Origin of the sequence: Achromobacter sp. (assembly GCF_032113835.1) — a bacterium.
Lineage (GTDB): Bacteria > Pseudomonadota > Gammaproteobacteria > Burkholderiales > Burkholderiaceae_B > Achromobacter.
The window spans coordinates 66821-91058 of sequence record NZ_DAMCTG010000004.1 but is presented as its reverse complement, the minus strand read 5'-3'; the positions used below and the strand labels follow the sequence as shown (position 1 = coordinate 91058).

Annotated in this window: 19 protein-coding genes; 7 read left to right on the top strand and 12 right to left on the bottom strand. The window is 67.0% G+C overall.

The window, feature by feature from the left end; all coding sequences use genetic code 11:
- Window positions 1-132: 132 nt before the first annotated feature.
- The 4 genes from RT697_RS02970 to paoA are packed head-to-tail and all read right to left on the bottom strand — an operon-like array spanning window position 133 to window position 4418.
- On the bottom strand, window positions 133-582 hold the full coding sequence (locus RT697_RS02970; RefSeq protein WP_313696921.1) for a DUF6389 family protein: 450 nt from the start codon (window positions 580-582) through the stop codon (window positions 133-135).
- 47 nt (window positions 583-629) lie between these two features.
- A complete protein-coding gene (gene paoC / locus RT697_RS02965) occupies window positions 630-2831 on the bottom strand; it encodes an aldehyde oxidoreductase molybdenum-binding subunit PaoC (protein WP_313696920.1) in 2202 nt (733 codons plus the stop codon).
- A gap of 4 nt (window positions 2832-2835) precedes the next feature.
- Window positions 2836-3786 carry a xanthine dehydrogenase family protein subunit M gene (locus tag RT697_RS02960; protein WP_313696919.1) on the bottom strand — a complete coding sequence of 317 codons (951 nt, stop codon included), beginning with the start codon at window positions 3784-3786 and terminating at the stop codon, window positions 2836-2838.
- On the bottom strand, window positions 3783-4418 hold the full coding sequence (gene paoA / locus RT697_RS02955; protein ID WP_313696918.1) for an aldehyde dehydrogenase iron-sulfur subunit PaoA: 636 nt from the start codon (window positions 4416-4418) through the stop codon (window positions 3783-3785). The genes RT697_RS02960 and paoA overlap by 4 nt, the downstream gene beginning before the upstream one ends.
- A 177-nt stretch (window positions 4419-4595) precedes the next feature.
- Between paoA and RT697_RS02950 the strand changes: the two genes are divergently transcribed.
- The gene (locus RT697_RS02950; RefSeq protein ID WP_313696917.1) at window positions 4596-5243 is read left to right on the top strand and encodes a nucleotidyltransferase family protein; all 648 of its coding nucleotides are present in this window, start codon (window positions 4596-4598) and stop codon (window positions 5241-5243) included.
- Window positions 5244-5262: 19 nt separating this feature from the next.
- On the opposite strand, the gene RT697_RS02945 is transcribed toward RT697_RS02950, so the two are convergent.
- The 4 genes from RT697_RS02945 to RT697_RS02930 are packed head-to-tail and all read right to left on the bottom strand — an operon-like array spanning window position 5263 to window position 11437.
- Window positions 5263-6438 (bottom strand): hybrid sensor histidine kinase/response regulator, encoded by a 1176-nt coding sequence (locus RT697_RS02945; protein WP_313696916.1) that lies wholly within the window; start codon window positions 6436-6438, stop codon window positions 5263-5265.
- Between the two features lie 20 nt (window positions 6439-6458).
- A complete protein-coding gene (locus tag RT697_RS02940; RefSeq protein ID WP_409517395.1) occupies window positions 6459-7103 on the bottom strand; it encodes a chemotaxis protein CheB in 645 nt (214 codons plus the stop codon).
- Between the two features lie 29 nt (window positions 7104-7132).
- Window positions 7133-7972 carry a CheR family methyltransferase gene (locus RT697_RS02935; protein ID WP_313696915.1) on the bottom strand — a complete coding sequence of 280 codons (840 nt, stop codon included), beginning with the start codon at window positions 7970-7972 and terminating at the stop codon, window positions 7133-7135.
- Between the two features lie 33 nt (window positions 7973-8005).
- Complete coding sequence (locus RT697_RS02930; RefSeq protein WP_313696914.1) at window positions 8006-11437, bottom strand: response regulator; 3432 nt, start codon at window positions 11435-11437, stop codon at window positions 8006-8008.
- Window positions 11438-11762: 325 nt separating this feature from the next.
- Here RT697_RS02930 and RT697_RS02925 point away from each other — a divergent pair, with 325 nt between their 5' ends.
- Complete coding sequence (locus RT697_RS02925) at window positions 11763-12206, top strand: response regulator (protein ID WP_313696913.1); 444 nt, start codon at window positions 11763-11765, stop codon at window positions 12204-12206.
- Between the two features lie 150 nt (window positions 12207-12356).
- Here RT697_RS02925 and RT697_RS02920 read toward each other — a convergent pair whose 3' ends face one another.
- The 4 genes from RT697_RS02920 to RT697_RS02905 all read right to left on the bottom strand — a co-directional run bounded on the left by RT697_RS02920 (window position 12357) and on the right by RT697_RS02905 (window position 17637).
- Complete coding sequence (locus RT697_RS02920) at window positions 12357-13502, bottom strand: muconate/chloromuconate family cycloisomerase (protein WP_313696912.1); 1146 nt, start codon at window positions 13500-13502, stop codon at window positions 12357-12359.
- A 238-nt stretch (window positions 13503-13740) separates the two neighbouring features.
- Window positions 13741-15348, bottom strand: coding sequence for a Na+/H+ antiporter (locus RT697_RS02915; protein ID WP_313696911.1), 1608 nt, complete (start codon window positions 15346-15348; stop codon window positions 13741-13743).
- A 101-nt stretch (window positions 15349-15449) separates the two neighbouring features.
- Window positions 15450-16412 carry a tripartite tricarboxylate transporter substrate binding protein gene (locus RT697_RS02910; protein WP_312427810.1) on the bottom strand — a complete coding sequence of 321 codons (963 nt, stop codon included), beginning with the start codon at window positions 16410-16412 and terminating at the stop codon, window positions 15450-15452.
- A gap of 82 nt (window positions 16413-16494) precedes the next feature.
- Window positions 16495-17637 carry an L-talarate/galactarate dehydratase gene (locus RT697_RS02905; protein WP_313696910.1) on the bottom strand — a complete coding sequence of 381 codons (1143 nt, stop codon included), beginning with the start codon at window positions 17635-17637 and terminating at the stop codon, window positions 16495-16497.
- A gap of 285 nt (window positions 17638-17922) precedes the next feature.
- Between RT697_RS02905 and RT697_RS02900 the strand changes: the two genes are divergently transcribed.
- The 5 genes from RT697_RS02900 (at window position 17923) to RT697_RS02880 (ending at window position 24228) form a co-directional block, all read left to right on the top strand.
- Window positions 17923-18924, top strand: coding sequence for a LacI family DNA-binding transcriptional regulator (locus RT697_RS02900; protein WP_313696909.1), 1002 nt, complete (start codon window positions 17923-17925; stop codon window positions 18922-18924).
- Between the two features lie 325 nt (window positions 18925-19249).
- Complete coding sequence (locus RT697_RS02895) at window positions 19250-20164, top strand: GAF domain-containing DNA-binding protein (protein WP_313696908.1); 915 nt, start codon at window positions 19250-19252, stop codon at window positions 20162-20164.
- 164 nt (window positions 20165-20328) lie between these two features.
- The gene (ampH, locus tag RT697_RS02890; protein ID WP_313696907.1) at window positions 20329-21474 is read left to right on the top strand and encodes a D-alanyl-D-alanine-carboxypeptidase/endopeptidase AmpH; all 1146 of its coding nucleotides are present in this window, start codon (window positions 20329-20331) and stop codon (window positions 21472-21474) included.
- A complete protein-coding gene (locus RT697_RS02885; protein WP_313696906.1) occupies window positions 21471-22643 on the top strand; it encodes a hypothetical protein in 1173 nt (390 codons plus the stop codon). The genes ampH and RT697_RS02885 overlap by 4 nt, the downstream gene beginning before the upstream one ends.
- A 7-nt stretch (window positions 22644-22650) precedes the next feature.
- Window positions 22651-24228, top strand: coding sequence for a serine hydrolase (locus RT697_RS02880; RefSeq protein WP_313696905.1), 1578 nt, complete (start codon window positions 22651-22653; stop codon window positions 24226-24228).
- Window positions 24229-24238 lie beyond the last annotated feature (10 nt).

Sequence of the window (24238 nt, the reverse complement as noted above, 5' to 3'; positions counted from 1 at the left end):
CCTTTAGAGATTCAAGACGCGCGGCATGGCCAGCGCGCCGGGCGGTCTGCGCCCGTCGGCATTCTAAATAGGCTTGATGTCACGCCGGCGAAAAACGGCCGGACTGTTTGATCTGTGTTGAACGAAACCCGCTTATGCCCCTGACAATGCGCGCGGCAGATCCGTGCCGTAATCGTCATGGGCATACACCATCGCCGGCAACGGCGACGCGAGGCGGCCGCCTTGCTCCCAGAGCGTCTCGACCCATTCGGCCGCCACGTCGGCAATCGCGTCCTGCACGCAGAACGCCGGCTCGCTGGAGAACATGGGCACCGGCGGCTCCAATCCCTCTTCGCCGTGCACGACGTCAAAGAGGTCGCGGTAGCCCTCGATGGCCTTGTTCAGCACGTACAGATCCGGCCCTTCCAGGCCGATCACCACCGAGAACGTTCCCTCGCCGCCCTGGTCGGGAAAGATGCCGAACTGGATTTCGCGCGCCTTCTCGGGCAATCGCGCGAACATGCCGGCCAGCGTTTGCAGTGCGGACGCCGTGTGCGCGTCCAGGATGCGGCGCAGCGCGTCTTGATAGTCGTGTTTCGTCATCGCGCCAGCATAGCGCATGGCGGCATCGCCTCACGCGTCGAGCGGCATCAAGCGTCGAGCGGCATCTGCGCCAACAGCTTGTCCAGCGTCACCGGATAATCCCGCACGCGCACGCCGGTCGCGTTGTACACGGCGTTGGCAATCGCCGCCGCCACGCCGCACAGGCCCAATTCGCCGACGCCCTTGGCCTTCATTGGCGACGACACCGGATCGTCTTCGTCCAGAAAGATCACCTCCTGGCGCGGAATGTCGGCATGGACGGGGACCTCATAGCTCGCCAGGTCGTGATTGACGAAGAATCCCGCGCGATGGTCCACCGCCAGCTCCTCCATCAACGCCGCGCCCACGCCCATGGTCATCGCGCCGATGACCTGGCTGCGCGCCGTCTTGGGGTTGAGGATGCGGCCCGCGGCGCACACGGCCAGCATACGGCGCACACGGGTCTCGCCCGTGGCGGCGTCCACGGCCACTTCCACGAAGTGCGCGCCGAACGTGGACTGCTGGAACTTCTTGTCCAGGTCGCCGAACTCGATCGCGTCTTCCGCGATGAGCTCGCCGCCCGACACCGCACGCGTCAAAGGCACGCTGCGCCCGCCGGCGTCCGTGACCGCGCCGTTGGCGAACACCGCGTCCTTCGCGTCGAATCCCAGGCGCTCCACGACCAGCGCGCGCAACTTTTCGCAGGCCGCATACACGCCCGCCGTGGAACTATTCGCGCCCCACTGCCCGCCCGACCCCGCGGACACGGGAAAGGCCGAATCGCCCAGGCGCACCACCACGCGGGATAGCGGCACGCCCAGCATCTCGGCGGCCGTCTGCGCAATGACGGTGTAGCTGCCCGTCCCGATGTCGGTCATGTCGGTCTCGACGATGACGCGCCCCGCCGCGTCCAGCCGCACGCGCGCGGCCGACTTCATCACCAGGTTGTTGCGAAAGGCGCTGGCCACGCCCAGCCCGATGAGCCAACGCCCCTCGCGCCGTGTGCCGGGCTTGGGATCGCGCTGGTCCCAACCGAATTGCCGGGCGCCCGTCTGCAGGCATTCGACGAAGCGCCGGCGCGAGAACGGCCGCGACGGATCGGTGGGATCGACCTGCGTATCGTTGAGCACGCGAAACTGCACGGGATCCATATCCAGCGCCTGCGCCATCTCGTCGATGGCGATCTCCAGCGCCATCATGCCGGGCGCCTCTCCGGGCGCGCGCATCGCATTGCCTTCGGGCAGGTCCAGCGTCATCAGGTTCAGCGCGGTGCGCTGATTGGCGCCGGCGTACAGCAGCTTGGTCTGCTGCACGGCCTCTTCGGGCTGGCCGTCCGGCAGGTCGCCTGACCAGCTTTCGTGCGAAATCGCCGTCAGCTTGCCGTCGCGCCCCGCGCCCAGCCGGATGCGCTGGATCGTGGCGGGCCGGTGCGTCGTGTTGTTGATGATCAGCGGACGCGGCAACGCCACCTTGACCGGCCGGCCCACCGCGCGGGCGCCCAGCGCGGCCAGCAAGGCGTCCGCCCGCACGAACAGCTTGCCGCCGAAGCCGCCGCCGATGTACGGGGAAATCAGCCGCACATTCTCCTTCGGGATGCCCAGCGTCCTGGCCACGTCGGACCGCCCCCACGCGATCATCTGGTTGGAGGTCCACAGCGTGAGCTTGTCGCCCTTCCAGACCGCGAGCGATGCGTGCGGCTCCATCATGGCGTGCGACTGGTCGGGGGTGGTGTAGGTGTGATCGACCGTGACCGGCGCCGCCGCGAACGCAGCGTCGAAGTCGCCGGCGTCCGTCTTCGGGATGTGCTTGCCGGACTCGCCATGGTCCCGCTTCTGCGCGGCCAGGTCGAAGGCGCCGTGCTTGCGGGCATATTGCACGCGGATCAGTTTGGCGGCCGCGCGCGCCTGCTCGAAGGTGTTGGCCACCACCAACGCAATCGCCTGGTGATAGTGCTGGATTTCCGGGCCGCCCAGCAGCGTGGCCGTGTTCATCTTGCCCTTGCCCAGCTTGCCGGCGTTCTGCGCGGTGACGATGGTCAGGACGCCGGGCGCGATGCGCGCTGTCTCGATGTCGATGGCCGTGATGGCGCCCTTGGCGATCGCCGCGCCCACCACGTAGCCGATCGCGGCATTCTGCGCGACATCGTGGTGTTCGTAAGCGTAGGTAGCCTGCCCGCTGGTCTTGAGCGGTCCGTCAATGCGATCGACGGGCTGACCGACGACCTTGAGCTGATCGATGGGGTTCTGTGTCGCGGGAGTATTGAATTTCATGGCTTCACGTCCTCGCTTCCATCAAGACTGCGCCCAGCGCGCGCCGGGCCAACGTCAGCTTGAAGCCGTTGTCCGGCGTGGGTTGGGCGCCGGCCAGCAGCGCGTCGGTCACGCGCGCCGCGCCGTCCGGCAGATGCGCCTCTGCCGCCTCCACCCGCCACGGCTTTGGCGCCACACCGCCCAGCGCCACGCGGCCGGTGCCGTCGTCCTGCACCACGGCGGCCACCGCCACCAGCGCAAAAGCGAACGACGCGCGGTCCCGCACCTTGCGGTAGATGTGCTTGCCGCCCAGGGGTTTGGGCAGCACCACGGCGGTGATCAACTCGCCGGCTTCCAGGTTGGTCTCGATATGCGGCGTGTGTCCGGGAAGACGGTGGAAGTCTGCGATGGGAATCACGCGCCGCGTGGCGTCGGGACGCACCGTCTCGACCTTGGCGTCCAGCAGGCGCATGGCCACGGCCATGTCGCTGGGATGCGTGGCGATGCAGGCGTCGCTGACGCCGATCACCGCCAACTGGCGCGACACCCCGCCGATCGCGGAACAGCCGCTGCCGGGCACGCGCTTGTTGCAGGGCTGATTGGTGTCGTAGAAATATGGGCAGCGCGTGCGTTGCAGCAGATTCCCCGCGGTCGTCGCACGGTTGCGGATCTGCGCCGACGCCCCGGCCAGCAGGGCCCGCGCCAGCACCTCGTAATCGCGGCGCACGGTTTCATTGGCGGCCAGGTCCGCATTGCGCACCAGCGCGCCGATGCGCAGCCCGCCGTCGCCTGACGGTTCGATCCGGTCCAGATCCAGGCCGTTGACGTCGACCAGATGGGCGGGCGTTTCCACCTCGATCTTCATCAGGTCCAGCAGGTTGGTGCCGCCCGCGATGAACCGCGTGCGCGGCTCGCGCGCCGCGCTGGCGGCCGCCTCGGCGTCGGTCCGCGGACGCTCGTAGGTGAAGGGTCTCATGCCTTGCCCTCCACCACGTCCTCGATGGCGTCGAGGATGTTGGCATACGCGCCGCAGCGGCAGAGGTTGCCGCTCATGCGTTCGCGGATTTCGTCGGGGGTCAGCAGCGGGCGTTCGTTCAGCGACGCGGTGACATGGCTGGGCATCCCGCTCGCGACTTCGTCCAGCATGCCGACCGCCGAGCATATCTGCCCCGGCGTGCAGTAACCGCACTGGTAACCGTCATGCCTGACGAACGCGGCCTGCAGCGGGTGCAGCGCGCCCGGCGTGCCCAAGCCCTCGATCGTGGTGATCTGCTGGCCATCGTGCATGATGGCCAGTGTCAGACAGGCGTTGATCCGCCTGCCGTCCAGCAACACCGTACAGGCGCCGCATTGGCCATGATCGCAGCCCTTCTTGGTGCCGGTCATGCGCAGGTGCTCGCGCAGCGCGTCCAGCAGGCTGGTGCGCGGGTCCACGGACATTTCGTGGGACTTGCCGTTCACGTTCAGCGTGACCGTGGCGGTCAGGCCTTGCGCCGGCGTGGCGTCCTGGGTGGCGGACATGGCGGTCGTCCCGATGGCGGTGGCGGAAGCGGCGCCCGCCTTCAGCAGATTGCGCCGGGATATCTTGATGTCTATGGAATTTTCCAAGGGTGGAACTCCTTTGAAACGTCCGGCGGGCCGCGGCCTGCCATTTCAGCGCCTCCAGCCAGCAATTGGTGTGCCTGGCTGGCGTGGCCCGTGGCAAGGGTTTCCCGATAAGATCGGCTTCGTCATCCGATGATAGTCACCCGGCTCCCCGGCCCGCCATGCCTGCCTGACAAGAAAATGTTCGATCTCGAAACCAATCCGGACAACGCCACGCGCGCGCATTGCGTGGGCATCCTGCTTGCTGCCGGGCGCGGCCGGCGCTATGCCGGCGCGGCGGCGGGGCAGGACAAGCTGCTGGCGCCGCTGCCCGGCGGCACGCCAGTCGTGATGGCCGCCGTGGCATCGCTGCGTACCGCGGCCTCGCGCATCGTCGCGATCACCCGCGCGGACAACGAACGCATCGCGGCGCTGCTGGCGCAGGCCGGGTGCGACGTGGTGACGGCCGATCCCGATGCCGACGGCATGGGCGACAGCCTGGCCGCCGCCGTGCGCCACGTCATGCAGACGGCGGATCACGCGGTTGGAGCTTGTCTGGTGGCGCTGGGGGACATGCCTTGGATTCGCTCGGACACGTGCCTGCGGGTGGCTGCGGCGGCGCGCCAGCATCCCATTGTGGCGCCGGTATGGCACGGCCGGCGCGGCCATCCGGTGGCCTTTCAGCGTGCGATCTGGCCCGCGCTGGCGGCGCTGACGGGCGATGTGGGCGCGCGGGCCGTGGTGGCCCGGCATGGAGCCACCGAACTTGAGGTGGATGATGCGGGGGTGTGTGCCGATGTGGATACGCCGGAAGACCTGACTGCGGGGCGACGCGGTGAACCGGGCTGATCGCCCCCCCTGCCCCGCGTTACGCCGGCGTCGCGTTGCCGGGCGCCCGCCCGATCACCGGCGCCGCTGCCGGCGCCGCCTGACGCGGCAGCGCCACGCGGAAACTCGTCACGTCGTCGCGCGAGTCCGCACTGATGCAGCCGCCATGCGACACCACGATCTGCTGCGCAATGAACAGACCCAGTCCCAGCCCGTGATGCCCGCCGGGCCGGCGGGCGCCGCTGCGGAACGGGTTGAACAGGTGGGGCAGCAGTTCCGGCGGAATGGTGCCGCCGTTGGACACGGTGACGACCACCTCGCCGGCATCTTCGCCATTGACCTCGACCCGCACCGGGGCGGTCTTGCTGCCATGGTGCAAGGCGTTGCCCACCAGGTTGGCAATCACCTGCGAGATGCGCTGGCCGTCCCACGAGCCATCTGCATCGCCACGGCAGTGCGACTCCACCTGGCGCTCGGGAAAGCCGGTGCGCACCTCGTCCAGCGTACGCTCGACCAGCGCGCCCATGTTCAGTTCCGTGGGTGACAGCGTCAGCCCGCCCGCCTGGCGGATGCGCGTCACATCCAGCAGGTCTTCGATCAGGCAGGACATGCGCTCACTGCTCTGCAGCATGCGCCGCGCCAAGCTCGACACCCGTTCGTCGTCGCCCCGGCGCTGCAACACGGTCGCGCCCATGATGATGGCCTGCAGGGGCGTGCGCAGATCGTGGCTCAGCACCGCCATGAACATCTCGTTGACCCGCAGCGCTTCGGTGCGCTCTTCGAGTTGCTGCGCCAGCGCGCGCTTGCGCTCGTGCAATTCGAAGAACACGTTCGCCTTCGTGCGCAGCATGTAAGGGTCGACGGGCTTGTACAGAAAGTCCACCGCGCCGCTTTCGTAGCCGCGAAACTGCCAGTTCTGTTCGCGCGAGCCGGCGGTGATAAAGATAAGCGGAATGTGGCGCGTGCGTTCGCTGCCGCGGATCAGCTCGGCCAGTTCGAAGCCGTTCATGTCGGGCATCTGCACGTCCAGCAGCGCCAGCGCGACGTCGCCGTGGCGCAGCAGCAGCTCCAGCGCCTGCGGGCCGGATTGGGCCTTCAGCACCTCGACACGGTCGCTGTCCAGCAGCGCCTCGAGCGCAATCAGATTCTCCGGAACGTCGTCGACCAGCAGGCACTTGATGCGGTCGTCGTGGGAAGGGGCTGATGTCGGGATCATGGTGTCAATGCGTTTGGGTTTCAGGGCAGCCGCCTTGTGGGCAACTGCGCGAACACGGCGGCAAGCTCGTCGGGCGTCAGCGCCCTTGCCGCCGGAACCAGGGCCAGCGCGGCGTCGGGCATCGCAGGCGCCGCGGCCGACGCCGGCGCCTGCACCAGCGTGTGGCCGCCGGCGGCATCGATGGCGGCCAGGCCTTCGGCCCCATCCTCATTCGCCCCGGACAGCAGCACGCCAAGCAGCCGCTCGCCGTAGCAATCGGCGGCGGACTGGAACAGCACGTCGATGGACGGCCGTGAAAAATGCACCGGCGGATCGATCGACAGCGCCAGGCGCGGCCCCCGGTCCACCAGCAGGTGATAGCCGGGCGGCCCGAAATACACGTGTCCCGGCTGTATCGGTTGCTGGTCCTGCGCTTCCTGCACGGGCAAGGCGCAGCGATAGCTGAAGATGTCGCTGAGCAGGCTGCGGCGGTCGGAAGGCAAGTGCAGCACCACGATCACGGCCGCCTGCAGGCCTGCGGGAAGCGCGGGCAGCAGAATGCTCAAGGCGTCGATGGCGCCCGAGGAGCCGCCGATGACGATCGCGTCCCAGGCGCCGGCCGAGGCGTCAGCGCCCGGCGCAGCGGCGCCCGGCGCAGCGGCGCCCGGCGTGTCGGCGCGTGGCACATCAACCGGCAGGTTCGGTCCGCGCTTGGTCACAGGTCGGCCTTTTTTCGGTAGATGCGATCGGCGACCACAAATTCGTCAAAGCCGTCGGCCTGCGCCGTGAATCGCACCGATTCCTTCGACCCCAGGCCCAGGAAACCGCGATGGACCAGCGCATCGTGAAAAAGGCCCAGCGCCCGGTCCTGCAGATCGCGCTCGAAATAGATGAGCACGTTGCGGCACGACACCAGATGCACTTCCGCAAACACGCTGTCGGTCGACAGGCTGTGGTCGGAGAACACCATGTGCTCGCGCAGCGTCTTGTCGAACACCACGCGGCCGTACCGCGCGGTGTAGTAGTGCGACAGCGAGTTGCGCCCGCCGGCCTGCGCATGGTTGGCCGTGAAGGCCGCCGCGCGCTCCAGGTCGAAAATGCCCTGCTCGGCCGCGCGCAGCGCATGCGGATTGATGTCGGTGGCGTAGATCAGCGCGCGGTCCAGCAGCCCTTCCTCGTGCAGCAGGATGGCCAGCGAATAGACTTCCTCGCCCGTGCTGCACCCGGCCACCCACACCTTGATCGAGGGATAGGTGCGCAGGATCGGCACCACCTCGGTGCGCAGCGCCAGGAAATAGCTGGGGTCACGGAACATGTCGCTGACCTGCACCGTCAGGTACTGCAACAGGCCCGTGAAAACGGCGGGCTCGTGCAGCACGCGGTCCTGAAGCTGCGACAGCGTCTTGCAGTCGAACTCGCCCAGCGCGGTGCGCAGGCGGCGTTTCAGCGAGGCCTGCGCATACTCCCGGAAGTCGTAGTGGTACCGGTGATAGATCGCATCGAGCAGCAACCGCTGCTCGATGTCTTCGATGTTCGCCTTGTTCTGTGTGGCCATGGGCGTGATCGCTGAGTCGTGAGCGGGTCGGGCTTACTTGCGCATCCAGACGCGCACCAGCGACAGCAGGCGCTCGACGTCCAGCGGCTTGGCGATGTAGTCGTTGGCGCCGGCGGCCAGGCATTTTTCCTGGTCGTCCTTCATGGCCTTGGCCGTCAGGGCGATGATGGGCAGGCGGCGCCACTCGGGACGCGCGCGGATCTCGCGCATGGCCGTGTAGCCATCCATCTCCGGCATCATGATGTCCATCAGCACCAGGTCCACCGCCCGGTGGCCGTTGACGCCGGCGCGGCCCAGGGCATCCAGCGCCTCGCGCCCGTTGCGCGCAATCTCGACGTGCAGGCCGGTGGGTTCCAGGATGCTGGACAGCGCAAACACGTTGCGCACGTCGTCTTCCACCACCAGCACCGTGCGGCCCTCCAGCGTCGTGTCGCGGCTGCGCGCCAGTTCCAGCATCTGGCGCTGCTGCGGCGGCAACTCGGCTTCCACCTGGTGCAGGAACAGCGTCACTTCGTCCAGCAGGCGCTCGGGCGATCGCGCGTCCTTGATGATGATCGACTTGGAGAAGCGGCGCAGCTGCTGCTCTTCGTCGCGCGACAGCGCGCGGCCGGTGTACACGATCACGGGCGGGAACGACACGCTTTCCTGATCGGCCATTTCGCGCAGGAGTTCGTAGCCGCTCATGTCGGGCAGGTTCAGGTCCATCACCACGCAGTCATAGGTGGTGTCGCGCAGCAGCGCCAGCGCGTCGCCGGCATTGGCCGCCAGCACGATCTCGACGTCATCGCGCGCCAGGAGTTCGCGCACGCTGTCGCGTTGGCGGTCGTCGTCCTCGACGACCAGCACGCGCCGCACGTTCTGCGTGAACTTGGCTTCCAGGCGGTGCAGCGCGTGAACCAGTTCCTCGCGCTTGACCGGCTTGAGCGCATAGCCCACCGCGCCCCGCACCAGCGCCTCTTGCGCGTAATCGGCCACCGACACGATGTGCACCGGAATGTGGCGGGTGTTCGGGTTGCGCTTGAGCTGATCCAGCACGCCCAGGCCGGAAAAGTCGGGCAGGTTGACGTCCAGCACGATGGCATCGGGCCGCCGCTCGGCCGCTAGCGCCAGACCGTCGGTCGCGGTGTGCGCGGCCAGGCAGCCAAAGCCCATCTCGTGCGCCAGATCGGCCAGGATGCCCGCAAAGCGTTCGTCGTCTTCGATGACGAGAATGGTTCGGGCAAACGTCTCGACCGATTCCTGCTCGGCCGGCTCGGCAGACTTGGCCAGCGCGGCGGGTTCGGCCGGCTCGGTGCGCGCGACGGGCGGGGCGGCGATGGCGCCGGCGGGGCCCGCCAGCGTCGTGGACGCATCGGCGCCCGCGCGCGGCGCCGGGGCGGTCGACACGACCAGCATGTTCATCGGCAGCAGCAGCGTGAACACGCTGCCCTGCCCCGGCGTGCTGACCAGCGACAGCGAGCCGCCCAGCAGCTTGGCCAGATCCCGCGAAATCGACAGGCCCAGCCCGGTGCCGCCGTGCTTGCGGTGCGTGCTGCCGTCGGCCTGGCGGAATGCCTCGAAAATCAGTTCGTGCTGGTCGGGGGCCACGCCGATGCCGGTGTCGTGCACCGCAAACGACAGCATGCGGCCCGGCGCCCGGGTCACGCGCAGCGCGACGAACCCCTGCTCGGTGAATTTGATGGCGTTGGACAGCAGGTTCTTGAGCACCTGGCCCAGCCGCTGCGGATCAGTCCGCAGGGTGTCCGGCACGTCGCGCGCGATGTCCAGCTCCAGCGCCAGGCCCTTTTCCTGGGCCAGCGGCCGCAGCGGCTCCAGCAAACGCTGCAGCGCCGGGGTGACGGCCAAGTCTTCGATCTCGACCGTCGCCTGGCCTGCCTCGATCTTGGCCAGGTCCAGGATGTCGTTGATCAGCGCCAGCAGATCGCGCCCGGCCGCGTTGATGGTCTGCGCGTACTTCACCTGTTCGGCCGTCAGGTTGCCCGTCTTGTTGTCGGACAGCAGCTTGGCCAGGATCAGCGTGGAATTGAGGGGCGTGCGCAGTTCGTGGCTCATGTTGGCCAGGAACTCGCTCTTGTATTGGCTGGCCTGCGTCAGCAGACGGGCCTTGTCGGTCAGCGCGCTTTGCACCCGCAGCAACTGCTCGGTCTGCGATTCCAGATTGAGGTTGGTCTGCTCCAGCTCGGTCTGCTGCAGTTCCATGCGCGCCTGCGATTCCTGCAGGATGCGGCTCTGCTGCTCCAGTTCCTCGTTGCTGACGCGCAGTTCTTCCTGCTGGGTCTGCAGTTCTTCGGACTGACGCTGCGTTTCCGCCAGCAGCGATTCCAGCCGCGACCGGTCCATGCCGGCCCGAATTGCGGACGCCAGCATTTCGGACGCGCCTTCCAGCAGGCTGCGTTCGCCCTCGCTGACCGGATGGTTGAAGCCCAGCTCGATCACGGCGTACACGCGCTCGTACTGCATGGCGGGTGCGACCACCAGCTCGACCGGATTCGAGCGGCCCGTGGCGGACGAGACTTCAAGGTGGCCGGCGGGCACGTTGCGCACGTGCAGCAGCTTGCGCGACACGGCCGCCTGGCCGACCAGGCCCTGCGCCGAGGGGATCTTCTGGGGCAGCTTTTCGGGCGGCACCGCATAGCCGCCGAACAGCTCGAGTTCTTCGCCGTTGACCACGTAGCCCGCGCCGACGCTGGCGTTCAGGTATTCGGCCAGGTAGTCCAGGGCGCGCCTGCCGATCTCGTCCAGCCGCTGATCGCCCCGCAGCCGCATGCTCAGGCCCGACAGACCCGTCGTCACCCAGGCCTGGCGCGCCTTGGCACGGTACTCGCGGATGGTCATGAGGGCCGACGCAAAGATCAGAACCAGCAGCACCAGGGCGCCGCCCCAGGAATAGTAGGTCGAGGTCGTGGCCGCCTCGCTCCAGGCGTCGCGCTCCTGCTCGACCCGGCTCATCTGCGACGTATAGAGTTCGCCGACCAGATCGCGCAGCCGGTCCATCGCCTCCTTGCCCGAATCGGTCCGCACCACCGCCAGCGCGCCCTCCACGTCGCCCGACCGGCGCATCTCGACGGTATTGTTCAACTCCGTAAGCTTTTGCTTCGTGATGCCCGCGATGTCATTGGCAATCCGGCGCTGCGTGGCGTCCTGTTGCGAGAATTCCTGCACGACGGCCAGGCGCTGCTCGATGAGCGGCACCGAGCGCACGTAGGGTTCCAGATAGGCGGTGTCGCCCGTCAGCAGATACCCCCGCTGGCCGATCTCGGCATCTTTCAGGGCAGAATTGAACAGGCTGAGCTGCCGCAGCGACTCGGTCGCGCGGTCCATGGACTGGACGGCACGCGTGCGGGTGTCCGCTGAGCGTACATTGACAAAAGCGATGACCAGCGTGGCGACCGCGGCCAGGATGAATCCGGCCATCAAAGTGCGGGGAAAGGCCAGACGACTGGCCGGCTGCGGCGATTTCAGCATGAGATCGATTTACCAATTCAGGGAAAGCGCGCGGATTGCGCTAGGCAGAGTGCGAAGAATTATAGGGACGGAGAAGCCTGCGGACCATCCTGCGCACTGGCGAACTATACAGGTATGTGCGCAGCTGGGTTGCGTATGGATACAACTACTACACCAACTCGGCGCTGCCATGCCCTAGGATTCGGCTTCCCGATCTGCCGACCGCCTTTCCGCGCGCCTGCCGCTTCAGTTAGTTGGCACGCCCTCGGCCCTCCCCCCGCCTGAACCTGCGGACAGCCGGCGATGCAGACAACCGAATTCCTGCCGATGGTGGCACTAAATAAAAATGACGAAAATCCTTCTGGTGGACGACCAACCCACGTTGGTCGCCCTGATGAGCGAGTTCCTGAGCAGCGAAGGCTATGAGGTCACGACGCATACCGACGGCCTGACCGCGCTGCAGCAGATGATCGCCCTGCGCCCCGACCTCGTGATCACCGATCTGTCCATGCCGGGCATGGACGGCGCCGCTCTTTTGACCGCCATGCGCGATAACGCCTACCTGCATGAAACGCCGGTGCTGGTGCTGAGCGGCCGTCCCGAACACGAAATCCTGGAAGCCTGCGCGGGCCGCGCGATGCTGATGCGCAAACCGGCCAGCCCGGACGACGTGCTGAAAGCCGTGCGCGGCCTGATCCACGAGCCGCAGCCGCAGTCCCGCCCGCGCACCGGCCCGTTTTCCGGCTCCCTGAGCCGCATCGGCGCCGCGCCGCTCGCCCACGCGGCATAGACGCCGCGCGCCCCGTCGCAGGGGCCGCAAACAGAAAAGGCCGCTGCATGAGCCAGCGGCCTTTCGTTTTGCGCTTCCGACATGCCCCCCCCACCGGCATCACCTGCCGCGTGATGCAGGTCCTGCATGCCGCCGCATCGCCAGGTTTTCTCAGTGCCTTTTGTCCGTGACCTTGACCAGCCCATCGCGCGTGAAGCGCTTGATGCGGGCGTCATCGAGCTCGATGCCCAGCCCCGGCCCGGCCGGCACGGTCAATTCGAAGTCGCTGTAATCCAGCGGCTGCGCAAGGATTTCCTCGGTGATCAGCAAGGGGCCGAACAACTCCGTGCCCCATTGCAGATGCGCAAAGGTGGCAAAAAGATGGGCCGACGCGACCGTGCTGACCGCGCCTTCCAGCATCGTGCCGCCATACAGTTCGATGCCGGCCGCGTCTGCAATCGCCGCCACGCGCTGCGCCGCAAAAAGGCCGCCGTTCTGCTCGATCTTGATGGCGAAGACGTCCGCGCCATGCTGGCTCGCGATCTCGAACGCGGTGTCCGGGCCTTGCAACACCTCATCGGCCATCAACGCCACTGGAAACCGGCGCATCAGCCGCGCCAGCGCCGCGGCGCTCGCCACGGGCTGCTCCACCAGCTCGCAACCGGCATCCGCCAACGCCGGAATCGCCCACGCCGCCTGCGTCTCGCTCCACGCCATGTTCACATCGACGCGCACCGCGCCGCGATCGCCCAGCGCGCGCTTGATCGCGGCCACGTGGGCGATATCGACCTTTGGGTCCCGGGCGCCGATCTTCAGCTTGAAGATGCGGTGGCGGCGCTCTTGCAGCATCTGCTCGGCCTCGGCAATGTCGCGATCCGTATCGCCCGACGCCAGCGTCCACGCCACCGGCACGCGATCCCGGCGCCGGCCGCCCAGCAACTCGCTGACTGGCACGCCCAGACGCTTGCCGTGCGCATCCAGCAGCGCGGTTTCCAGCGCGCTCTTGGCAAAGTGGTTCACCTTGACCAGTTTGCCCAGGTGCGCCATCAGCGCCTGCACGCGCGTGGCGTCCTGGCCGATCATGGCGGGCGCGAAGTACGCGTCGATCGACAGCTTCATGGCCTCGGGGCTTTCCGGCCCGTAGGCCATGCCGGCGATCGTGGTGCCCTCGCCGATCCCCACCACGCCGTCGCTGCAATACACCTTCACCAGCATCAGCGTCTGGCCATACATCGTGGCCACCGACAGCTTGTGCGGACGGATGGTGGGAAGGTCGACGAGACTGGTTTCGATGCGTTCGATGGTGGCTGCGGACATGGACGGCGTTGGAAAAAGGTTGGTCACGAGGCGTTTATAAGACCCGGCGACTTTTCGCGTCCAATACCTTGAGAATCCAAATTGATACCTTTAAAGCATAAATAGACTGCGCACAGTCCAAGGGCTAGCGCCAATTCTCGATACTTTGCAGGTCTAGTCGAATTAATGGGCGTCGACGTGAAGCGACGCCGGCGCATGGCCGCTTCAGACCGAAACCTCCTCGGGCGCGCACACGACGCTAACGAAGATGCGCCTCGTGCAGGTCCAGCAGGCGGCCCTGCTCGCGCGCCAGCGAATCCGAGATGCGATGCGTGCGGGCCAGATGGAAAACCGCCTCGCGGGAAGCGGCAATGGCTTCCAGTCTCAGTTCGCGCTCGATGGCAATCTGCCTGCCCAGCAGTTCCGCGTTGGCCACGTCCGTCGCCTCGCCGAACTGCCGCCGCAACGCGCCGCTCAGGTTCTCCGCCACTTCCAGATACAGGGCGGCGCTTTCCGGCGTCTCCGCGCCCCGGCGCCTTGCGCTGGCCGCGACGCTATCGAGCGCCGCGCGCAGCATGGCGTCCTGCGCGAGCGATGCCTCGCGCTCGGTGCGGCTGTTCGGCGCAAAATGCAATCCGCGCATCAAGCGGGGCAAGGCCACGCTGGCCAGCAACAGCGAAAACACGATGACCATGGCCGCCAGCGACACCGCCAGATCGCGCGCCGGAAACGGGGCGCCGCTGTCCAGCGCAAAGGGCAGCGTCATCACCCCGGCCAGCGTCACCGCGCCGCGCACGCCTGCCACCGAGACGGCCAGAATCACGCGCGCGCCGACCTCGGGCGGCTCGGCGCCGCGGCGGCGGGCCGCCATCGCGCTCAGCTTCAGCGAGACGGTCACCCACAGCAGCCGGCACAGCACCAGGCCCAGGCAGACGGCCAGTCCGTAGACGGGCAACCACCACAGGGACTGGCCGCCTGCCTCTTTCGCGGCGGTTGCCAGGCCCGCGAAAATCGTGGGGAACTGTTCACCCAGCAACACGAAGATCATGCCGTTCAGCGTGAACTGCACGGTGTTCCACACGGCCCTGCGCTCCATGCGAGTCGCCGCGAGCGCGCGGCCTGACAGTTCGGAATAGCTCATCATGACGCCAGCCGATACGGCGGCCAGGATGCCCGAGGCGTTGGCATGCTCGGCCACGAAATAGACGAAGAAAGGCGTCAGCAGGCTGAGCAGCACCTCGGACCCCGGCTCTTCGCCCACCCGGCGCGTGTATATCGTCCGCAATCGCATGATCAGCCACGTCAGCCCTGCCCCGATCGACAGCCCGGCAATGGCAACCCAGAAGAAGGACATCGTGGCCTGCGCCAGCGAGAACGTGCCGGTCGCCGCCGCCGCAACGGCAAAGCGAAACGCCACCAGGCCGCTGGCGTCGTTGAACAACGCCTCGCCTTCCAGGATGGCCATCATGCGACGCGGGATGTGGACGCGCCGGGAAATCGCTTCGACCGCCACCGGATCCGTCGGCGACACGATGGCCGCGATGGCGAACGCCACGGGCAACGGAACGTCGGGAATCATCCAGTGGATCAGGTATCCCACGCCGATCACCGTCAGGATCACGAGGCCGAACGCAAGCTGGATGATCGAGGAGGACTCGCGCAGCACCGCCAGCTTTGATATGCGCCATCCGTCCAGGAACAGCAGGGGCGGCAGGAACAACAGGAAGAAGATCTCGGGTTCGATCAGCACGCCACGCTGGAACACGGCTGCGATCACGAAACCCAGACCGATCTGCACGAAAGGTAGCGGAACGGCCAACGGCATCATGCGGACCAGCACGCCGCTGAACAGGACGGCGACCAGCATCGCCATAACTACGGTGAAAGTCCCCAATGCAACCCCCTGAGCGTCGACCAGCGGGCGAATGCCCGCGGTGCGACGTTACCTTGGCTCATAGGGGCGTGCAATCAATTCGCCGTGATCTTGCCCACTTCGATCACCTTCTTCCAGCGGGCAAATTCCTCGGCCTGGAACTTGGTGAATTCCGCCGGCGTGTTGCCGACGACCTCGAAGCCCAGCTCCAGCAGGCGCGGTTTGACCGACGGATCGTTCAGCGCGTCGACGATGCCGGCGCGCAGCTTGTCGCGGATGTCGGCGGGCATGCCCTTCGGCCCGGCAAACGCCTGCCATGACGTCACGGTCACGCCCTTCAGACCCAGTTCCTCCATCGTGGGCACGTCGGGCAGCAGGGGCGAACGCTTCGCGCTCGTCACCGCGATGGCGCGCAGCTTGCCCGACTGGATGTGCGTCAGGCATGTGTTGATGTTGCTGAAGCTGGCGTCGACCTGCCCGCCCAGCAGATCCACAATGGCCGGCGCGCCGCCCTTGTAAGGCACGTGCGTGGCCTGCGTGCCGGTCTCCTGCCAGAAGAGTTCGGCGGTCAGGTGATCCGAGGTGCCGTTGCCCGCCGAGGCGAACGTCATGCGGCCCGGGTTGGACTTCAGGTAATCCAGCACGCCCTTCATGTCGCGCAGCTGCGAGTTGGCGTTGACCACCAGCACGTTCGGCGCCTGCACGGCCACCGTGATGTATTCAAAATCCTTGAGCGCGTTGTAGCCCGGCTCCTTGACCAGATGCGGGCCGATCACGAAGGGGCCCAGCGAGGACACCAGCACCGTGTAGCCATCGGGCGCGGCGCGCTTGGCCTGGCCCGCGCCCAACGTGCCGCCCGCGCCGGGCTTGTTCTCGATCACGAATGTGCCGCCGAACTTGTCCTGCAGCTTGGGCGCGACCGTCCGGGCGATCAGGTCGGTCGAGCCGCCCGGCGGAAACGGCACAAGCATCGTGACCGGTTTGGCGGGCCAGTTCTGCGCCTGGGCCGACGCCGTGACGGCCAGGCCGAGCGCCAGCGTGGTGAACCATTTTTTCATGCGAGTCTCCTCTGGGTTGGCGTCTGTCGCGCCGTTGGTGGTGCATGGGGTCCCGCCGCAAGACGGCGGGACCGGTAATGGATCAGGCCCGCTTGCCGACCTCGACCGTGTCGCGCGTCCAAGCGCGCGCCTGATCGCTGAGCGAGATGCCCAGGCCCGGCCGGTTCGGCACCAGCATGCGGCCGTCGCGGATCTCGAGCCGCTCATTGAACAGCGGCTCCAGCCAGTCGAAGTGTTCGACCCACGGCTCGGTCGGATACGCAGCGGCCAGGTGCACGTGCAGTTCCATTGCGAAATGCGGCGCCAGCATTGCGCCGGCCTGCTCCGCCTGCGACAGGATCTTCAGGAACGGCGTGATGCCGCCCACACGCGGGGCGTCCGGCTGCACGTAGTCGGCGGCGCGATGGCGGATCAGTTCGCTGTGCTCGGCCGCGCTGGTCAGCATTTCGCCGGTGGCGATAGGCGTGTCGAACTGCGCGGCGAGCGCGGCATGGCCTTCGTGGTCGTAGGCGTCGAGCGGCTCTTCGATCCACACCAGATTGAACTGTTCAAAGATGCGGCACATGCGCTGCGCGGTCGGGCGGTCCCACTGCTGATTGGCATCGACCATCAGCGGCACGTCGTCGCCCAGATGCTTGCGCACAGCTTCGACGCGGCGGATGTCCAGCTGCCGATCAGGCTGGCCGACCTTCAGCTTGATGCCGCCGATGCCGCGTTCGCGCGACGCGCTGGCGTTGACGAGCAGATGTTCGAGCGGCGTGTGCAGGAACCCGCCCGACGTGTTGTAGCAAGCGACCGAATCGCGATAGGCGCCCAGCAGTTTGGCCAGCGGCAGGTTGGCGCGGCGGGCCTTCAAGTCGTACAGCGCCACGTCGAAGGCGGCGATGGCCTGTGTCGACAGACCGCTGCGGCCAACAGAAGCGCCGGCCCAGCACAGCTTGGTCCAGAGGCGGCCGATGTCGCTGGGGTCTTCGCCGATCAGGACGGGCGCGATTTCCTTGGCGTGGGCAAACTGCCCCGGGCCGCCGGCGCGCTTGGAATAGCTAAGGCCAATGCCTTCGTCGCCGTTTTCGGTCTGCACTTCGACAAACAGCATGGCGACTTCGGTCATGGGCTTTTGGCGGCCGGTCAGCACCTTGGCGTCGCTGATCGGGGTGGCCAGCGGCAGGTAGCACGACGAGATGCGCAACCAGGCGATACGGTCGGCGTTGGAAGTGGCGGTCATGGAAGTCTCCGGGTGTTTAGTTCAGTCCTGCTCGGACCAATCGAAAGAATCGGCAGATCGGTGAACAACGGATCAATGAACGGTCGGATCACCGCATCGTCGAGTTATTAACGGGTCATGCCGTCGAATGGACAACGTTGTCATTTCTTGCCAAATAAAAAGCGCCGGTGTGCGGAGCCTGGCTGGCGGTGCGACGAAAACGTTGCAGCTGGCGTTCATGATAACGTTGTCCAAAATGCGCGGCAAGCCAGCTCGCGATCCGTATAAACCCGTACTTTCCGGTCCATGAAGCCCAAATCCATCACCCTGCATGACGTCGCCCGCGCGGCCGGCGTGTCGCTCATCACCGCGTCGCGCGCGCTCGGCAACCCGGGTCGCGTGTCCGAGGCCACCATCGCGCGGGTCCAGCAGGCCGTCACGGAAACGGGTTACATCCCCAATTTGCTGGCGGGCGGCCTGAAGTCCCGGCGCAGCCGCACGGTGGCGGCGCTGGTGCCCATCATTTCGGTCCCGCAGTTCCTGCCCACCATCGAAGCCCTGACCGCCGAACTTGATCGCGAGGGCTACCAACTCATCCTCGGGCAGATGGGCTATGACCGCGGGCGCGAGGAAGCCTTGCTCAACGCCATGGCAGGACGGCGCGTCGACGGCGTGGTTGTTGCCGGCCTCTTGAGCGACATCCCCGCCGCGCACCGTCTGCGGGAGATCGGCATCCCGGTGGTCGAAACCTGGGACCTGACCGAACGACCGCTCGACATGCTGGTCGGCTTCTCGCATCGGCAGGTGGGCAGCGCCGTCGCCGAATTCTTCCTGTCCAAGGGATGGCGCAACGTGGGCCTGGCCACCGGCGACGACCAGCGCGCCGCCGTGCGCCGCGCGGGCTTTCTGGAAACCCTGGGCCACGACGTGCCCACCGCGGTGGTTCCGGCGCCCAGCAACGTGGCGTCGGGCCGGCGTGCGGCGGCCGAACTCTTCGACAAATCGCCCGGCCTGCAGGCGATCTTCTGTAGCGCCGACGCGCTGGCCGAAGGCGTGCTGACCGAGGCGCGCGTGCGTGGCCTGCGCGTGCCGCAGGATCTGGCGGTCTGTGGCTTCGGCGGGGCAGACTTCGCCGCGCACCTCGCACCGTCCCTGACCACCGTGCAGATCGACGGCGCGGACATCGGCGCCCAGGCCGCGCGCGTGCTGATGGCGCGATGCCGCGGCGAAGCCCCACCGGCGCCCGTGATTGACGTGGGATTCCGCATCGTCGAACGCGAATCGACGGGCACTTCCGCAGCAACTTAGCCAGGTGTCTGACACCTCGCGGAGCACCGGCTGCAACTTAGCCAGGTGTCTGACACCCGCTGAGACGGTGCCGCAAGCTGACGATCATCTCCGGAGGGTGTCAGACACCTGGCGGCGCACCGGCTGCAACTTGGCCAGGTGTCTGACACCCGTTGAGACGGTGCCGCAAGCTGACGATCCTCTCCGGAGGGTGTCAGACACCTGGCTGGGCGCCTGGCTGCCGCTGATGGTTGTCAGAGCGCGCCGCCGGTAGGAAAATTCCGCCGAGCCGCGCGTGTCCGACCGCGCGCCCCGAAGCGCCCTGCCGCCTCAGAAGGAACCGCCCGTGAAGGATGATGTTGGCCAGTACCAGACTCACCCCGTCACCCTGCTCCAACCCAACCCGTCATCGGACTGGCTCTATCACTGCGCGATGAGCCTGCTCAAACTGCCCGCGGACGATGCGATCTCTGAGCAGCTTGCCTACATGGGCGAAACGTCGGACATCGACCGGGCGTGGATGATCGAATACCGCCCCGACATGCTGCGGCTGCGCAATACCCACGAATGGTGCCGCGGCCAGACCGAGCCGTTCGTCGCCGAACTGCAGGACGTGCCGACCACGCTGATCGCCTGGCTGCACCGGTTCATGGTCAAGGGCCAGGCGGTCGCCATCCACGACGTCAACGACCTGCCCCGCACCGCGCGCGTCATCCAGGCCGAATTCCAGCGCCAGGGCAACAAGAGCGTGCTCAGCGTGCCGGTAAGCCATGACGGCAAGCTGCAAGGCATCATCGGTTTCGACACCACCGTGCGGCACCGGCACTGGTCCGCCAGCGAGGTCGCCGCGCTGTACCAATGCGCCAACCTGATCGGACGGGCCAAGTACGGCAGCGGCCGCACGCGCGCGCCGCTGGGCAACCCCGCCGCATCGGTCGTCTACCTGAGCATGCGCGGCGTCGTGCGGGGCGTTCAGCCCGAGGCCATCGTGGGCGTGCGCTCGGCGGGCAACTACAGCGAGATCTGGCTGGACGACGGCTCGATGGTGCTGGACTCCCGCGCGCTGGGCGTCTGGTCCACCCTCCTGCCCGAGCAGACCTTCTTTCGCGTGCACCGCACCGCGATTGCAAACGCGTTGCATGTCATGGACGTGGACCGCAGAATCGTCGACCGTTGGCAGATCCGGATGCGGGCCGTCGACGAGACCTGGCCGGTGTCCCGTTCGTACCGCAAACCGCTGCGCGAACGCATGGGGATCTGAGCCCGGACCGCCGCCCGAAACGCCGGCAGCAAAGCCGGCCAACATGCCATTCATCACGCCGGGATGTTGTTTCGTCCTGACGCCAGTGGCTGCGCAGGCAGATTTTGGGATCATCGCGGCATGCGGAGGGACACCCGTTCCTCGCCCCCTTCAGAGAGAACCGCATGCTGACGTCCCGCCTTCTGCCGCGCATTCCCGTACTCGCCTTGAGCGCCGCCTGCGCACTCGGCGCAGGCCAGGCCCGGGCCGCCGACCTGGCCTTGCAGGATGCCGTGTCCATGGCCGGCATGCAGTTGTATCTGAACGGCGGCGCGCCGGGCCTCATCATCGCGGCGGTCCGCGGCAATGACGTGGTGGTCCAGGGCTACGGCGAAACCGCGCCAGGCAGCGGCGTCGAACCCAACGGCCAATCCATCTTCCGACTCGCGTCGGTTTCCAAGGTGTTCGCGGGCGACGTGCTGGCGTCGCTGGCAGCCAAGGGCAAGCTCAAGCTGACCGATCCCCTCTCGAAGTACGCGCCCGACAACGCCAAGGTCGATGCCAACGGCCGTCCGATCACGTTGCTGGACCTGGCGACGCATTCCGCCGGCCTGCCGCGTGAACTGCCCAACCCGGACGCCAAGCCCTCCGATAATCCGTTTGCCGCCTTCGACCGCGCCTATTACTGGAAATGGATGGGCAGCCACAAGCCCGCCTACGCGCCCGGCACCACCACGCTGTATTCAAACCTGGGCTATGGCCTGCTGGGCGATGCGCTGGCCAAGGCTGGCGGCGCGGACTATTCGACCGTACTTGCCAACGAGGTCTTCAAGCCCGCCGGCATGACCGATGCCACCAACGTGCTGACCGAAGCACAAAAAAAGCGCCTGATGACGGGCCTCGATCCCTTCGACAAGCCCGACCCCAATGCGGTGGCGCCCGACATCATGTACGCCAGCGCCGGCGTCTACGCCACGGCCGACGACATGGTGCGCTGGATGCGCTGGCATCTGGATGGCGCCAGGCAGGCCCGCGAGAACGCCCTGCTGGCGCACACGATGTGGCTGCCGTACGACGGGCTCAAATCCGTTGTGGGTACCGAGGTCACGGATGCCGACGGCATGGGGCTGGGCTGGGTGGTGACGCTGCCGCGTAACGGCTCGCCATTCCTGCTGGGCAAGAGCGGCGGCATCGGCGGCTTTATGTCGTACGTGGTGCTGTCGCCCAACCGCGACCTGGGCGTGTTCGTCGTCGCCAGCCGCGTCAACTTCGGGATGTTCAACAACATCCATGCGCAGGTGCGCGAACTGGCGGCAGAGCTGGCGCGGTGAACCGTCTGCATCGTGCGCTGCGCCAGACCGCGGCGGCGGCGCTGCTTGCCGCGGCCGCGCACGGCGCGTCGGCGCAACAGGCAAGAGACATCTTCAAGACCGAGATCTTTCTCACGCCCTACAGCGACCTGGCCGACGGCGACGAATCGTATCCGCGCCTGAACGGCAGATTTCTGCTGATGACCGGCTACACCGGCTTTTTCGGGGTGCACGACGACAACGGCCAGCTTCCCCGCTCGCACTGGAGCAGCGTGCAGCCCACCGCCGAGGCCGCGCTGGTGCTGCAACTGACGCGCGAGTTTTCGATCCGCACCAAGGCCACGTTCAACTCGTCCACCAACGACACCAAGGACAACGCCTTCTCCGATCTGGGCGTGAACCTGGACAACCTGTTCGCCGCCTACACCGCCGACAACTACGCGCTGTACGGCGGCAAGATGGACTTGGGCTTCGGCGACGCCTGGCACGTCGTGGACGGCCTGTACTCGGGCTTCAACGAGAACTCTGAATTCCGCGGATCGATCGGTGTGGGCGGACGCTACACCCTGGGCACATCGGGCCGCGGCACGCATTCCGTGGCCGCCCTCGTGTTCAAGCGCGACAACACCGCCATGAATCGCAGGTTCAGCCTGGACGGCGGTCTGCTTGGCCCGGACGAGCCGCCGATGTTCAGCGATCAGCTCAAGTCATTCATCCTTTCGTACGACTTTCGCGACCTGCCCGGACTGCCGGGCATATCGGGCGGGGTGGACGCGGGGCGGCTGCACCTGGATCCGGACCAGGGAAAAAGCGCCAACACGGTATCGGCCCGCCTCAATTACGACACGCCGTTGGATGACGGATGGAACCTGAACTGGTTCAACGAGGCTACATACTCCAGCGCCTTTCGCGGCGCGCCGGTTTCCAACGGCAATGGCGTAACCTCGGTGTCGTTGTCTCGAGACCGCTGGCAGATCACCGCGACGGCCGCCGTACGCAAGCTGACCGGCGGCGGCCAGGCGCTGGCCCGGCATGGCCTGCTGGACAGTACGGATTGGGGAGTATCGGGCGCAGTCACCTACGTCACGCCCGTGGGGTTGATCGTGCAGGCCGGGATCACGCATCAGCGCGACCAGGCCTTGCGACTCAACCAGGGCGTCTTTCGCATCGCTTACCAAGCAGGATTCTGAGGCCGACATGCACAGCACAACCACGCGCATTACCGCAACGATCGTTCTGGCTCTGGGCGGCGTCACGTCGGCCTGGTCGCAACCGGTGCCGATCACCCCCGCCGACTACCCGCCGGCGGACGCGGTCACCATCCCGGCCGGCAGCCGCGAACGCGCCGTCCAGGACCTGCCCGGCGTCATCAGGGACATCATGGAACGCAGCCACGTGCCGGGTCTTGCCGTCGCAGTCGTCATCGACGGCAAGACCGTGCTGACGCAAGGCTACGGCACGCGCGAGGCCGGCAAGGACGCGCCGGTGGATGCCAACACCGTGTTCCAGATCGCGTCCATCTCCAAGTCGCTGTCGGCGACGGTGGCCGCCATCGAGATCACCCAGCGCAAGGCCACATGGGACGATCCCGTGTCGCGCCATCTGCCCGGCTTCGCGCTCAGCAACGCCTATGTGTCCGAACACGCCTCCATCGGGGATTTCTTCGCGCACCGCACCGGGCTGCCTCCCACGGCGGGCGACGATCTGGAAGACCTGGGCTTTTCGCGCAACGACATCATCGCGCGCCTGCGCCTCGTGCCGCTCACCCCCTTCCGCACGTCGTATCACTACGCCAACTTCAGCACCACGATCGGCGCCGAAGCCGTCGCCCGCGCTGCGGGACGCCCGTGGGAGCAGCTTGCCGACGAACAGCTCTTCAAGCCGCTGGGCATGGCATCGACCAGTTACCGCTACGCCGATTTCGAGTCGCACGGCAACCGCGCCTTGCTGCACGCCTACCAGAACGGCCGCTTCGTGCAGGTAGGCAAGCGCAACGCCGATGCGCAGGCGCCCGCGGGCGGCGTGTCCTCCACGGTCGTGGATCTGGCGCAGTGGCTGAAACTGCTGCTGGCCGATGGCCAACATCAGGGCAAGCCGCTGGCCGCCCCCGGCGCGCTGCTGCCCGCGCTGTCGCCGCAGGCCTTCAGCGCCCCCGCGCCCGACCTGAATACGCGATCCGGCTTCTATGGCTATGGGTTCAACGTCAACACGGAAACCGGCGGCCGCCCTGCGATGGGGCATTCCGGCGCCTTCCTGGTGGGCACGGGAACCACCTTCCGCATCGTGCCCTCCGCCGGCATCGGCATCGTCGTGCTGACCAATGGCGCCCCGGTCGGCGCGGCGGAAGCCGTGGCGGCCACGTTTACCGAGACCGCGCTGTACGGCAAGGCCACGCGCGACTGGTATTCGGCGTACAACGGCGCCATGAAGAAGCTGTTCGAACCGCAGGCGGACCTGACCGGCAAGCCCGACCCCGCCAAGCCCGCCGCGCCGAAAGCGTTGTCGCAGTACACCGGCACCTTCGACAACCCGTACTACGGCCCCGCCCGGATCGAAGAAGCCTACGGCGCGCTGACGCTGGTGCTTGGACCGAAGGACATGCGCTTTCCCGTGCGCCACTGGGACGGCGACACATTCGCCTTTGCGCCGGCCGGCGAAGCCGAAATGCTCGCCTCGCGCGCGTCCATCGTCTTCAAGATGGATAAGGGGCAGGCCCAGGGCTTTGACATCAAGTACTACAACGACAGCGGGTTGGGGCACTGGGTCCGCAAATAGCAGTCCCCCT